The sequence below is a fragment of the Pandoraea sp. SD6-2 genome (assembly GCF_000389825.1).
Lineage (GTDB): Bacteria > Pseudomonadota > Gammaproteobacteria > Burkholderiales > Burkholderiaceae > Pandoraea > Pandoraea communis.
Genome location: NZ_KB944452.1, coordinates 23282 through 36626, shown reverse-complemented (window position 1 = coordinate 36626; position 13345 = coordinate 23282). Strand labels below are relative to the sequence as shown.

Here is a 13345-nt window from a genome sequence, read left to right as displayed (position 1 = left end):
CCATGGCTCGTTTCTTTATCGATCGCCCGGTCTTTGCCTGGGTGATTTCCCTGTTGATAACGCTGGTGGGTGTGCTCGCGATCCGGGCGCTGCCCGTCGCGCAGTACCCTGACATCGCGCCGCCGACGGTCAGCGTGTGGAGCAGCTATCCGGGCGCGTCGGCGAAAGTGGTCGAAGACTCCGTAACGGCGCTCATCGAGCGCCAGATGAACGGCGCACCGGGGCTGATGTACACGTCGGCGTCCAGCGGTAACGGCCGCTCGTCGGTCAACCTCACCTTCCGCCAGGGCACCAGTCTCGATCTGGCTGCGGTGGAGGTACAGAATCGTCTGAAGACCATCGAATCGCGTTTGCCTGAAGTCGTGCGTCGCGATGGTGTCGTCGTGGAGCGTGCTGCGGACAATATTCACATGGTGGTTACGCTGGCGTCGGCCAATCCGGCGATCAGCGAGTTCGACCTTGGGGAGATTGCGTCGGCACAGGTCGTCAATCAGCTAAGGCGTGTGCCGGGTGTCGGGCAGGTGCAGGTTTGGGGCACCGAAAAGGCCATTCGCATCTGGCCGGATCCGGCGAAGCTTGTCGCACTCGACCTGACTGCGCCGGACGTTGTCTCGAAGGTTCGCGCCTACAACGCACGCGTGACGGTCGGCGATATCGGTGCAGGCGGAACGCCTGCGTCAGCCCCGATCAATGCCAACGTGGTGTCGGACAGTGCATTGTCGACGCCGGAAGCGTTTGCCGACATTCCGCTGCGCGTGCGCGCCGATGGCTCGGCGATCCGCCTTGGCGATGTCGCGCGCGTGGAACTGGGCGCCGCCGATTACAGCTATTCGTCGCGTGTGGACGGCATGCCGGCAACGGCGATGGGCATCAAACTGGCGGCGGGTTCGAACGCCGTGGATGTGATGAAGGCGGTGCGTAAGGTCATGGACGAACAATCGGCACTGTTTCCGGCCGGCGTCTCATATCAGATTCCCTACGAAACCGCGTCGTTCGTGAAGGTCTCGATCCAGAAGGTCGTCATGACGCTGCTCGAGGCCGTGGTGCTGGTGTTTCTCGTGATGTATCTGTTCATGCAGAACCTGCGCGCCACGCTGATCCCGACGCTTGTCGTGCCGGTGGCCTTGTTGGGTACCTTCGGCGTGCTGCTGGGACTCGGGTACTCGATCAACACGCTCACCATGTTCGGCATGGTGCTGGCCATCGGCATTCTGGTCGACGATGCCATCGTCGTGGTCGAAAACACCGAGCGGATCATGGTCGAGGAGGGCCTCTCGCCCTATGCGGCTACGGTCAAGGCGATGTCGCAGATCAGCGGGGCCATCGTAGGGATCACGGTGGTGCTGGTCACGGTGTTCGTGCCAATGGCGTTTTTCTCGGGTGCGGTGGGTAACATCTACCGGCAGTTCGCGCTCACGCTGGCGGTGTCGATCGGGTTCTCGGCGTTCCTCGCACTGTCGCTCACGCCTGCACTTTGTGCCACGCTGCTGCGTCCGATTGCGGCCGATCACCATCAGAAGCGCGGCTTCTTCGGCTGGTTCAACCGTACGTTCGCCCTCGGCACCGAGCGCTACACGCGCACGGTCAGCAAGACGCTGCACCGTCCGTGGCGTGCGTACTTGGTCTATGGCATCGTGCTGATCGCCGTGCCGTTGGCGTTCATGCGTCTGCCGTCGGCGTTCATTCCCGAGGAAGACACGGGTAGCTTCATGGTGATGGCGTCTGAGCCGCAGGGAGCAACACTGCCCGAAGCGATGACCGCGCTCAAGCGCATCGAGAGCTATCTGATGAAGGACGAGCCGGTCAAGCACGTCTTTGTGCTGGGCGGATGGAATGAGTTTGGTTCGGGGCCGGGCGGCGGGATGCTGTACGTCACGCTCAAGGACTGGCATGAGCGCACGTCGAAGCACGACAGCGTGCAGGCCGTCGTTGACCGCGTCAACGAGAAGTTCGCCGGTCAGCCCGATCGGATGATGATGGCGATGAACAGCCCGGCGCTGCCGGAACTTGGGTCGTCGAACGGCTTCAATCTGCGTTTGCAGGACCGCGCGGGCGTTGGCAAGGAAACGTTCATTGCCGCGCGCGACGAACTACTGCACAAGGCCGCGCAAGACCCGGTGCTCAAGAACGTGATCTTCGCCGGTCAGGGCGACGTGCCGCAGATTGACGTCACCATCGACCGGCGCAAGATGGAAGCGCTCAAGGTCAACATGGACGACGTCAACACGACGCTGGCCACCATGTTTGGCTCAGACTACGTGGGCGATTTCATGCTGGGTGCGGAAAATCGCAGGGTGATCGTGCAGGCGGACGGCAAACAACGCGTCTCGCCGGAGGACATCGGCAATCTGCGCGTGCGCAACGCCAACGGTGAGATGGCGCCGCTCTCGGCATTCGTCTCGCTCAAGTGGAAGCTCGGCTCGCCGCAGCTCAGACGCTACAACAGCTATCCGTCGTTCACGATTCAGGGCGAAGCCGCTCCCGGCAAGAGCAGCGGTGAAGCGATGGCGCGCATGGAGCAACTGATGGCCGAACTGCCCAAGGGCATTGGTTATGAGTGGAGCGGGCAGTCGCTCGAAGAGCGCATTTCGGGAGCGCAGGCGCCGATGTTGTTCGCCTTGTCGGTGCTGATCGTGTTCCTCGCGCTCGCTGCGCTGTATGAAAGCTGGGCCATTCCGGCGGCCGTGATCATGGTGGTGCCGCTCGGGGTGATTGGCGCGCTTGGTGCCGTAAGCCTGATGGGCATGCCCAACGACATCTACTTCAAGGTGGGGCTGATCGCCACCATCGGTCTGTCGGCGAAGAACGCGATTCTGATCGTGGAAGTCGCCAACGATCTGGCGAAGCAGGGCATGACCTGGCTCGATGCGGCGGTGGAGGCGGCGCGCTTGCGTCTGCGCCCGATCGTGATGACGTCGCTCGCGTTCGGTTTCGGCGTGGTGCCCCTGGCAATCGCCTCGGGCCCGGCGTCGGGAGCGCAACGTGCCATCGGTGTGGCGGTGCTCGGCGGGATCGTGACGGCCACGGTGCTGGCGATCTTCCTGGTGCCGCTGTTTTTCCTGTTGGTCGGCCGCTTTGTGCGCCGGCCGGAGACAGAGAGTACGGACGCGTCGCGCGATGGCGCGCCGGCCGTCGAGGGGAAGGTATGACGACGTTTCGACCCCGCTTGCGCGGGATATCCGCCGCGGGTGTGTGTCTGCTCGCGTTACTGGGCGGATGCACGCTGGCGCCTACGTATGAGCGCCCGGCAGCCCCGATGCCCACGACCTACGAAGCGGCCCCGTCGGGCAGTGACGTGCGGCTGGCGCTGGCCAGCCCACTCGCGGCCGATGCGGACTGGGCCGACGTGTTCACCGATCCGGGCTTGCGCACGCTGATTCGCCGAGCGCTCGACCAGAATCGCGACCTGCGTCTGGCGTCGCTGCGTGTGCAGGAAGCGCGCGCGCTTTACGGCATCGAAGCCGCTAATCTGCTGCCGAGCGTGAAGGCCGGCGGCACGTTCTCCCGTCAGCGCTATTCCGGTTCGACGGGCTCGCTCAATGGCGGCAACAACACCGCGGGCGGCTATGTGGCCAACGACCTGCGCGCGACGGCGGGCGTGAGCGCGTTCGAACTCGACTTCTTCGGACGTGTTCGCAGCCTGAGCGATGCCGCTCTGCAAGAGTATCTGGCGAGCGAAGAAGCCCAACGTGCGGCGCAGGTGAGTCTCGTGGCGGAAGTGGCCACGTCCTACATCGGGCTCGTGGCCATCAACGAACAGATCGCTTACGCGCGTGAGGTGCTGACGGCTCGGGAAGAAGGCATTCGCGTCATTCGTCTGCGTGCCGAACGCGGACTGGTCGACGATCTCGATCTGAACACCGAGACCACACAGGTCGAAGTGGCGCGGGCGGCGCTGGCCGAGCGCGAGCGTCAGCGCAGCGAGATCGTGCACGCGTTGCAGGTGCTCACCGGCGATGTCGGTGCAAAGCCGGTGGCCGCCGCCACGCTCGACGACACCTTCGTGGTGCCTGTCGCGGCCGGGCTGCCGTCGTCGTTGTTGATGCGTCGTCCGGACATTCGCCAGGCGGAAGCGCGACTGCGCGCCGCCAACGCGAATATCGGTGCAGCGCGCGCCGCGTTCTTTCCGTCGATCAAGCTGACGACGGACATTGGTACGGCCAGTTCGCGCTTTGCGGATCTGTTCAGTGCGGGCACCGGCGTGTGGACGTTCATGCCGCAGATTACCGTGCCGATCTTCGAAGGCGGTCGCAACATGCAGGGGCTGAATCTGGCGAACGTGCGCAAGGAGATGGCCGTCGTGTCGTACGAGCGTGCGATACAGACGGCGTTCGCCGAAGTGGACGATGCGCTTGCTGCACAGCAACTGCTGACGCGCCAGTTTCAGGCACAAAGGCGGGTGTCGGACGGCGAGCGCGAACGACTTCGTCTGGCCAAGCGCCGCTATGTCAACGGGGTAGCGAGCTACCTCGAACTGCTCGACGCGCAACGCAGCGAGTTTCAGGCCGCGCAACAGTTGATCGACGTGAAGCAGCGGGTGCTGGTCAATCAAGTGGCGCTGTATCGCGCATTGGGCGGTGGTTGGCAGCCGGAGACGGGCGAGTCCTGACGCGGCACCGTTCGTCCGCGATAATGAAAACCCCCGCCGGGTCTCACGATCCGGCGGGGTTTTGCTATGGGGTGACGCGATCGATGCCCGCGCTGGCCCATCGACGTCAAGGTCAAGACGTGGATCGCGTTTCCGCAAGCCTTTGTGGAACGGGCGTTGGCGGCGCCAGACGCCGCAGCGTTAGTGCCGCCCCCGCGATCAGCAAACCGATAACGAGCGACACCCAGAGAATGGCCGCATCGCCCCAATGCTCGCGCGCCACGGCATACCCCCAAGGCGCCACGGCCGACAGGGCGAACGCCGGCGTGAGCAGGGTGCCCAGCGCACGCGCGTAGGCGTCGTGCGCGAAGAGTTCGAGCGGCAGGCCGGCGCGCAGCAGCGTGGCCAGACCGTTCAAGGCCCCGTACGTGAAAATGAAGACCCCTGCGGCGTACATCGACGACATGCCCGCAAGTCCCAGCGCGAAGCACAGCGGCAGTCCGCAGCCGACCACGAGGTTGAGTCTGACCGCGCTCGTCTGACGCGGCGTAAGCCATTCGAGTGTGCGCGCGCACACCTGTCCCAATCCCCACAAGGCGGCGAGTCCGACCGGCAGGCCGTGAGCACCGAGCAGGGACGTCAGATGGGCTGCCAGCCCCGACGACAGAATCGACACCAGCGCCATGACGGCACAGTAAAGCAGGGCGGGCGCCCAGGGCAGCGGCGAGCGTGGCTGGCGGGCCGCATGGGCGGCCGGCATCCGGGAGGGTGTCGGCGGCAAGCTGCGCAGCAATGCCCAGGCGAGCAGGCCGATGAGGCCATAGACCAGCACTCCCGTGCGCCATCCCCACGTATCGCCCAGCCAGTTGCCCAGCGGCCAGAAGACGGTCGTCGCCAGTCCCCCCATGAGCGTGATCTGTGTCATCGGCCGGCGTGCAGCAGACCCGTAGCACGCGGCGAGGGTGGCGAACGCGGCGTCGTACAGCGAGAGACGCATGCCGACGCCGAGCAGGCACCACGCCGCATAGAACTGAACGAGGGTTGTGCTCGTGGCAAGCGTTGCGCAGCCCGCCGAGCAGACGAGCGTGCCGGTGCACATGACGCGGCGCCCCCCCATCCGTTCGAGCCAGCGGCCCGATAGCGGCGAGACGGCGGCCATCACCAGCATGGCAAGCGATGGACCGGCAAACACCCAGGTTTGCGGCCAGCCGGTCGTTTGTGCGATACGCCATGCGAAGGCGCCGGGCAGGTAGAAGCTCACGCCCCAGTTGATCAACTGCGCGAGACCGAGGGTGATGGTGGTGGGCATGTGGCAGGGAACAAAGGCGGCAGTGAAGCCGCTGGAGCGGTTGGCGAAGACACGCCTGCATGGTGCGCCAACACCATCTCTTGGTAAAGTCTTGGCATCTTATCCGGCTCATAAGGAAAACTTTGAGATGCGCCGCCTGAATCTGGATCAACTTCACACGTTTTCCGAAGTCGTCGATGCCGGGAGCTTTTCTGCGGCTGCCGCCCGTCTCGATCTTTCGCAACCTGCCGTCAGCCTTCAGGTTCGCCAACTGGAGCAAAGGCTGAATGTCCGGCTGATCGAGCGAGTCGGCAAGCGGCTCAAGCCGACGTCCGCCGGACTCACGTTGCTCGAGCACGCTCGCCGCATCGACAGCGCCGTCGAAGACGCCATGCAGGCGCTGACGAGCCACGCGAGCGACGTGGCGGGAGAAGTGGCGATCGGGACCGGGGCGACGGCCTGCATTCATCTGTTGCCGCCGATTCTGCGCGCGATGCGCAAACGCCATCCGATGCTCGACATTCGCGTGAGTACCGGCAACACCGACGACGTGGTGGCCGCCGTGACGGAGAACCGGCTGGATATCGGACTCGTCACGTTGCCTGCCGCAGGGCGCAGCCTTCACATCACGCCGGTGTTACGCGACGAGTTCGTTGCCATCGCTCCCGCCGGCGATCAGGGTTCGGCGGCAGAGGTCACGCCGCAAAGGCTCGCGGCAGCACCGATGGTCGCTTTCGCCTCGGGGAGCAGCACGCGGTTGTTGATCGACGAGTGGTTCCTGCAAGCCGGATGGCGAGTGCGTCCGGTCATGGCGCTGGGCAGCATCGAAGCGATCAAGGAAATGGTGGCGGCGGGATTGGGTTACAGCATCGTGCCGCGCATGTCGGTAGGGGCGGCACATTACCGCCGTGGCTTACGCATTTCGACGCTCACTCCCGAACTATCGAGAACGCTTGCGATTGTCGTGCGTCAGGACAAACCGCTTGCCCCGGGGCTGCGAAAGGTCATGTCGGCGTTGGAGGCGTTGAGCCACGCCGCATGATTTGGATGGGGAAATGATTGGCACTCCACTTCAAATGGACTTGTCGTTTCACAGGGACAAATTACTGCCCGCAATCGACAAGGCTGGGACTACAATGCGCGAATATCGGCAATTCGCCGGCAATCGTCAAGAAACGTGCAACTTGCAATGCATCATAATCTTTACCGGTATGAGGGGCTGCTCGGTGCCCGCTCGGTCGAGGCACTCGACGCAGAGTTTCAGAATCTGAGGCACACGCTCGGATATGACGCGCTGTTTTACGCGCCGCTCCTGCCGCGTCGGGAACGAGAGGCCGCAGCATTTCAGATTGAAGATCAGTGGATTTCGGCGCAGGGTATGCCGAGCCGGCATATTTTTACGACATTTCCAGCGTCGTGGATCGAGCGTTATCAAGTCGCACGCTATGCTGAAGTCGATCCGATTCTGATTGCGGCCAATTTATCGCCGCTCCCGATTCTTTGGCGGATTTTTCTTGCTCAGAAGCGGCCGCATCCGATTTTCGCGGATGCCCGCGAGCATGGTCTCGCGTCCGGGGTGTCGATTCCAATCTACGGTGCCGCCGGTGAGCGCGCAATCTTTAGCGCCGCGACGGCAAAGTCGCCTGAAGAATCGGCCGAGCATGAAGCCCGCATGATCGGAGAGATTTATCTGACCGCGGTGTACTTTCATCAGGCGATTCAACAACTCGACATGCAATGGGTGGCGAGTCGCAGCGTTGGAAAGCTCAGTCCGCGCGAAATCGAGAGTCTGCTGTGGGCGGCGCGCGGTAAAACGGCGTGGGAGATCGGCTTGATTTTGAAGATCTCCGAACACACCGTGACGTTTCATATCAATAACGCCAAGCGCAAGCTCGGTGCCGTCAATCGACATCAGGCGATTGCCGCAGCAATCAGCGGCGGTTTGATTTCACCCTGATTCTTCCTCGATTGACCCCGGCTCGTGAGTGATTTTTACAGTCGCTCACGAGGCGACTTTCATCCGGCCTTCTTGCCCGGCGGCTTCAGCCACTTTCCATTCAGTGAAATAACACGATCTTCGAGCGATCGGCGTTATTTCATTTCGATTTCCCCGCAATTTCGGCGTTGAATTTGGCCGAATTCACACTATTTCCGAAATAGTGTGTTGTGGTTTTAGGGCTGGTTCATTGGTAAGGGAAAACTATAATTTATTCATGGCGAAAACTGATTGATTGGCGGTTTTCGTGTCCATGAGCGTCATATGAACGATAAAAGGAGTTTTCCATGAAAAAGAACCTGTTGACTGCGGTCGCGCTCGTTGGCCTGACGATGGCGGCTGGCTCGGTATTTGCGGCAGATCAGAGCCAAACGGGCGGCGTGACCCGTGCCCATGTGCGCGCTGAGTTGCAAGCTGCGCGTGAACTTGGTCTTTCGCCGGTGACGGAATTCAATTTCCCGTACACCTACGAGCAGTCGGTTCAGTTGCAGAAGCTGACGGCAAAGATTGAAGCGCAAAACCAAGTCGACGCACCGAAAGCGCCGTCCGCCAACTGAACAGCGCTCGGATAAGCGCTGCGATTATCGATAGCAGTTCCGGATTCGCCGACGGCCCGCCCGACTCACCATCGAGTCCTGTCCGCGCCGCGCGATTCCACTCACCGACGCCGATGTGCGTCACCTGCCACAGCCCCGCACGAGGATTCGTTCCCGACGGGGCTTGTGTGTTTCTGGAGGGGCGGCGTCAAGAAGACGCCACTTCCCCTCACATCTCAATCGGTCAATGGGTAGACAGTGCCGGTGAGGCGGGTGTGCCGCCACCTGCCGGCGTCGAACGGGATTGGGCCAGCGACGTCTTGTCGTTCGCCGCGCTCGATTGCCAGCCCCCGCCTAGTGCCAGGAACAGATTGACCTGATCCATGGCAACCAGCGTTTCGGAGGCGACCAGTGCTGCCTCGGCGTTGGCGTGGGTGCGTTCGGCGTCGAGGCTGGTCAGAAACGGCGCGCGACCAGCCTGATAGAGCTTGTGATTCTGCTCGGCAGCGGCGCGCGACTTGTCGCGAGCGTCGCGCAGGGCGTCGCCGCGTTGCAGCTCGCGAGTGTAAGCGGAGAGGGTCGTCTGCGTTTCCTGTAATGCCTTCAACACCACGCCATCGAAATGGGCGAGGGCGGCATCGGCACCGGCTTCCATACCTTGGATATGGGCACGCACACCGTTGGTTGGCAGCGACCACGTAATCATCGGTCCCACGGTCCATTGCTCCGTGCGGCCTTGCCCGAAGTGTTCCAGCATCCCGCTCGCGCCGATCGAGGCGCCCAGGCGGATCGACGGATAGAGGTCGGCCGTGGCGACCCCGATCTTCGCCGTGGCCGACGCCAGTTCGCGCTCCGCCTGACGTACGTCGGGGCGGCGCTTGAGCAGCGCCGTGCCGTCGCCGACCGGCAGCGGGTGATTCAACTGAGGAATGCGGCGGCACTGTGAGGCGTTGGCGTTGGCGTCGAGCGTGCCGGGCACCTTGCCGAGCATCACCGCAAGCCGATAGGTTGCGGCTTCATGCTGCGCCTGGAAATGCGGCAGGGCGGCACGCAGTGTGTCGGCCTGCGCCTGAGCGCGCAGCAGATCGGTGGATTGATCGCGACCCGCGTCGACCAACTTGCGCGTTATCGCTACGCTCTTTTCCTGCAATTGCAATTGCTCGTCGGCGATGTCGTACTCTTGATTGGCCGCGCAGCTTTGCACATAGGCGCGCACCGTTTCGGCGGCCACACTCACGCGAGCGACATCCAGCGCTGCCTGACTGGCTTCGGCGGCGGCGAGTGCGGCTTCGTCCGCACGCGCCAGCTTGCCGAAAAAATCGATCTGGTAAGAGATGGACAGCGCCGCTGCGGCCAGATTGATCACGGGCAGCTTGTCTTCCTTCAGGAAACTCTCGCCGGAAAGCTGGGCGCGTCCTCCGTTAGCCTGCACGCCGCCCTGCGGAAAGTTCTCCGACTGGACTTCGTGATACATCGCAATCGCACGCTGCACGTTGGCGAGCGCCACGCGAATGTCCGTGTTCGCGGCAAGCGCCTCTTTGACGAGCGCGTCGAGTTTCGGGTCGTCGTAGAGTTGCCACCAATCGTCGGGCACGGCGCCAATTGACACGGCGCGTTGTGTGGCGTTCGCGATGGGGCCGTTGGCCTCGTGCGAGCGCATCGCCGAGTTTTCCGGCAGATGGTAGTCGGGGCCGACGGTCGTGCATCCCGCGACTAGCGCGGCGGCCGCTGCCACCGCACTCATCAGGCGTAATCGTGTACTCACCGCCGGGCTCCTGCTCGGGCGCCGGTCTCGCGTGCGGCGGCCAGCGTCGTGGGCGCGGCATCCGCCTGTTTCGACTGACTGGCCGTGTCCTGCTGACTTTCCACGACGCTCACCGTCGCGGTGCGGCCGGCGACCAGGCGCATATCTTTGGGCACGTCGTCGAGCGCAATGCGCACCGGAATGCGCTGGGCAAGACGTACCCAGTTGAAGGTGGGGTTGATGTTGGGCAGCATCGATGCGCCGCTCGTGCGATCGCGGTCTTCGATCCCGGCGACGATACTCTGCACATGGCCGTGCAGGACATGTCGCTCGCCCATCAGGCGCACTTCGACTTTGTCGCCGATATGGATGCCGCGCATCTTGGTCTCTTCGAAGTAGCCTTCGACGTGCAGCGAGTTCGCATCGACCATGGAGAGCACCGGGCGGCCGGTGATGACATAGTCGCCCACCCGAGGCAGACGGTCGTTCAGGTAGCCGTCGGCAGGGGCGAGAACGCGTGTACGCTCGAGGTTAAGCTTCGCGAGTTGCACGGCCGTTTCGGCTTGTGCGACGGCCGCTTCGCCGGATTCGACCTTGGCCTGACCGGCCTCTACCACTTCCTTGGCGACGACTTCCGTCAACTGATGGTTGCGGGCGTTTTCGCGGCGGGCCTGAGCGAGCGTGGCGCGCTGCGCGGCGACATTGGCTTCGGCCTGATGCAACGCAAGCGTGTAGCGGTCGCGGTCGATCACGAACAGCAGATCGCCGCGGTGCACCTGCTGGTTGTCCTTGACCTCGACATCGGTGATGAGGCCGGAGACATCGGGCGCGACCTGCACGATGTCGGCGCGAATGCGCCCGTCACGTGTCCATGGCGCGACGGTGTAGTAGTCCCACAAGTGCAGCAGCACGAAGACCGCGACGCAAGATACCGCAAGCGTCAGCACAACGGAGCCGAGAGAGCGAAGTTTCAGTTTCATGGTTGGCAGGCGCGCGCGATGGCGACGATGCCGCCCAGCGCGATGATGTACACAGCAAGGTTGAATAACGAACGATGCCAGACGAGTTTGTAAAAGCCGATGCGCGCGAGCATGAAGCGCAGCGCGCCCGTCAGCACGAAAGCCACGATCATCAGGGCCAGCAGCGTCGGCACGAATACGCCGTAGATATCGATCTCACCGCTCATTGAACACTCACGGGGCGTGTGGCCGGGAACAACGCTACGTGGATGTCCATGAGCGAAGCGCGCGCACTGCGCGAGGCCTGATCGCTATGGGCCACCAGCGAGCGCAGCGCGCCCAGCAGTTTGTCGTGCAGCGGGGTGCCGGGCTCGCTCACCTGCTCGTCGAGTCGCGCTCGATAAAAGCGCGCCACGTCGGTGAGCACGGCCTCGACGGCCTCGCGCTGCGATGGATTCAGATGTGGCAGCTCGCGCTGCAATGCCAGTGCCGAGAGTTCGACGCGCACTTCGGTAAAGCCGTCGCTCGACGTTTCGCTCTCGCTCGCGGCCAGACGCGGTACCAGTTGGCCGAGGCGGTCGAGCAGTCGCGCGCGCAGGCGGTCATGCTCGGCCACCGAGCGGCCGATGGCGTTCTTCGCAATGTCGCGCCAGCTCGCGTGAATCAGGCGGCGCATGGCCACTCGGGTGCCGAACGGCCTTGTTTGTAACGTCCAGATCAGCGCGAACAGCACGCCGGCCAGACCGGCGATATTGTTGTTGAAGAACGCCTGGAAGTCGGCGCTGTAGCCGCCCTGAATGCCGACAAAGCTTGCCGTATTGACCGCAACGGGCATGGCCACCATCGCAAAGCGAGGCTGCGGGATGAACGTGCCGACCAGCAGGTACGGCACGGCAAACATCGCTACGAGCAACCCGAAGTCATGCGCATTCGTCAGGATGAAGAACACATAGATGGCGGCGAGCACCACGCACACGGCCGTCGCCCAGAAAAACGAGCGGATGAACGGTGCGGGCTCATCCGTTGCCGCGAAGAAGCAGCAGGCGACGGCGCAGAGCGAGACACCGGCGGCGCCGTCGTTCCAGCCGGTGTAGATCCACGCCATGCCCATGAGGAACGTGCACAGCGCGGCCGAAACGGTTGAGAACAAGAGCAGCCCGTGGTCGTAGTGGCGTGCGCCACCCAACTCCCAGTGCTGGAAAGCCGGCGTCCATTCATGGCCGCGGTTCTGATCGTCGAGCTGGCCGAAACGGCGTTGCAGCGACGCGCAGTCCTGCCAGAGTTGCACCAGCGAGCGCAGCCGGTCCTCGGTGGCGGCGACCAGCGCGCCATACCAGTCCGAGGCTTCTCCGGCCGATTGCGGCGGACTCAGCAAGTGAGCCGGGGCGGGCGACGGCGCGCCGCGCCGCAGCCATGCGACCACGTCCGCCATCTTCGCTTCGAGCGCTTCGGGCGCGCCGTTCGGGTGCTCGCGTAACGTATGCACGAGCGACGCCACCGTCGAGAGCACCGGCATCATCATGGTCATGCGCCCGCGTAACTCCCGCGCGTCGCGCACGCGCTCCGACGTGTCGGCATCGTACGAAAGCTGGCTGATCAACTGGTCCAGCGCCAGAATGTCGGCCGCCATACGGTGGCGGCTCATGTGGCGCGTTGTCTTGCCTTCCGGGTCGGCCGAGAGCATGTCGGCCGTCCAGCGCGCGGCGTCGGTGAGCCAGCGTGCCGAGCGGTCGTGCAACACCTTGGCCACGCTCGTGGGTAGGATCACGGCGCCGACCACGCTCGCGCAGACGATACCAAGAATGATCTCCTCGGCACGCGCCACCGCGATATCGAAGATGCCGTCGGGCGTACCGACCGCTGGCAAGGCGATCAGCGGCAGCGTGTACGACGCCAGCAGAAACACATAACTGCGCGGCGAACGGTGTAGCAGACAGATGTAGAGCAGGGTGCCGGTCCACAGCCCGACGGCCGCCATCAGCAGCACCGGGTAGTTGACGAGCGCGGGGACCAGGACAACGGACGCGCCCGCGCCGAGCAGCGTGCCGAGCACGCGATACAGCGCCTTGGAGCGTGTGGCGCCGGTGAGCGGGTGCGACACGATGTAGACCGTGGCCATCGCCCAGTACGGGCGCGGCAAGCCGATGGCCTGCGCGATGTAGAGCGCCAGCATCGAGGCGGCGAACGCCTTGATCGAGAAAATCCAGTCGCGTGAGGATGGCCAGTTGAGCACG

The 13345-nt window shown here is 63.7% G+C and carries 10 protein-coding genes; 5 read left to right on the top strand and 5 right to left on the bottom strand.

All coding sequences use genetic code 11. The annotated features are described in order from the left end of the window. Positions 1-2: 2 nt before the first annotated feature. Together C266_RS15185 and C266_RS15180 are read left to right on the top strand one after the other, a co-directional pair. Positions 3-3149, top strand: coding sequence for a multidrug efflux RND transporter permease subunit (locus tag C266_RS15185; protein ID WP_010806959.1), 3147 nt, complete (start codon positions 3-5; stop codon positions 3147-3149). Further along, complete coding sequence (locus tag C266_RS15180) at positions 3146-4609, top strand: efflux transporter outer membrane subunit (protein WP_010806958.1); 1464 nt, start codon at positions 3146-3148, stop codon at positions 4607-4609. Before C266_RS15185 ends, C266_RS15180 begins: the two co-directional genes overlap by 4 nt. 112 nt (positions 4610-4721) lie before the next feature. Here the strand turns inward: C266_RS15180 and C266_RS15175 are convergent, their stop codons facing one another. Continuing rightward, positions 4722-5897 carry an MFS transporter gene (locus tag C266_RS15175; protein ID WP_010806957.1) on the bottom strand — a complete coding sequence of 392 codons (1176 nt, stop codon included), beginning with the start codon at positions 5895-5897 and terminating at the stop codon, positions 4722-4724. 127 nt (positions 5898-6024) lie between these two features. Here C266_RS15175 and C266_RS15170 point away from each other — a divergent pair, with 127 nt between their 5' ends. The 3 genes from C266_RS15170 (at position 6025) to C266_RS15160 (ending at position 8429) form a co-directional block, all read left to right on the top strand. After that, positions 6025-6918, top strand: a complete 894-nt coding sequence (locus C266_RS15170; RefSeq protein ID WP_010806956.1) for a LysR family transcriptional regulator — start codon at positions 6025-6027, stop codon at positions 6916-6918. Between the two features lie 147 nt (positions 6919-7065). After that, positions 7066-7833 (top strand): LuxR family transcriptional regulator, encoded by a 768-nt coding sequence (locus C266_RS15165; protein WP_010806955.1) that lies wholly within the window; start codon positions 7066-7068, stop codon positions 7831-7833. 326 nt (positions 7834-8159) lie between these two features. Then, the gene (locus tag C266_RS15160; protein WP_010806954.1) at positions 8160-8429 is read left to right on the top strand and encodes a DUF4148 domain-containing protein; all 270 of its coding nucleotides are present in this window, start codon (positions 8160-8162) and stop codon (positions 8427-8429) included. Positions 8430-8652: 223 nt separating this feature from the next. Here C266_RS15160 and C266_RS15155 read toward each other — a convergent pair whose 3' ends face one another. The 4 genes from C266_RS15155 to C266_RS15140 are packed head-to-tail and all read right to left on the bottom strand — an operon-like array spanning position 8653 to position 13344. Further along, a complete protein-coding gene (locus C266_RS15155; RefSeq protein WP_010806953.1) occupies positions 8653-10152 on the bottom strand; it encodes an efflux transporter outer membrane subunit in 1500 nt (499 codons plus the stop codon). Between the two features lie 17 nt (positions 10153-10169). After that, the gene (locus C266_RS15150) at positions 10170-11132 is read right to left on the bottom strand and encodes an HlyD family secretion protein (RefSeq protein WP_010806952.1); all 963 of its coding nucleotides are present in this window, start codon (positions 11130-11132) and stop codon (positions 10170-10172) included. Next, positions 11129-11338 (bottom strand): DUF1656 domain-containing protein, encoded by a 210-nt coding sequence (locus C266_RS15145; protein WP_010806951.1) that lies wholly within the window; start codon positions 11336-11338, stop codon positions 11129-11131. The genes C266_RS15150 and C266_RS15145 overlap by 4 nt, the downstream gene beginning before the upstream one ends. Further along, positions 11335-13344 carry an FUSC family protein gene (locus C266_RS15140; protein ID WP_010806950.1) on the bottom strand — a complete coding sequence of 670 codons (2010 nt, stop codon included), beginning with the start codon at positions 13342-13344 and terminating at the stop codon, positions 11335-11337. The genes C266_RS15145 and C266_RS15140 overlap by 4 nt, the downstream gene beginning before the upstream one ends. Position 13345 lies beyond the last annotated feature (1 nt).

Coding starts and splice junctions, on each gene's coding strand:
- C266_RS15185 (WP_010806959.1), top strand. CDS start 3: ATGGCTCGTTTCTTTATCGATCGCCCGGTCTTTGCCTGGGTGATTTCC.
- C266_RS15180 (WP_010806958.1), top strand. CDS start 3,146: ATGACGACGTTTCGACCCCGCTTGCGCGGGATATCCGCCGCGGGTGTG.
- C266_RS15175 (WP_010806957.1), bottom strand. CDS start 5,897: ATGCCCACCACCATCACCCTCGGTCTCGCGCAGTTGATCAACTGGGGC.
- C266_RS15170 (WP_010806956.1), top strand. CDS start 6,025: ATGCGCCGCCTGAATCTGGATCAACTTCACACGTTTTCCGAAGTCGTC.
- C266_RS15165 (WP_010806955.1), top strand. CDS start 7,066: ATGCATCATAATCTTTACCGGTATGAGGGGCTGCTCGGTGCCCGCTCG.
- C266_RS15160 (WP_010806954.1), top strand. CDS start 8,160: ATGAAAAAGAACCTGTTGACTGCGGTCGCGCTCGTTGGCCTGACGATG.
- C266_RS15155 (WP_010806953.1), bottom strand. CDS start 10,152: ATGAGTGCGGTGGCAGCGGCCGCCGCGCTAGTCGCGGGATGCACGACC.
- C266_RS15150 (WP_010806952.1), bottom strand. CDS start 11,132: ATGAAACTGAAACTTCGCTCTCTCGGCTCCGTTGTGCTGACGCTTGCG.
- C266_RS15145 (WP_010806951.1), bottom strand. CDS start 11,338: ATGAGCGGTGAGATCGATATCTACGGCGTATTCGTGCCGACGCTGCTG.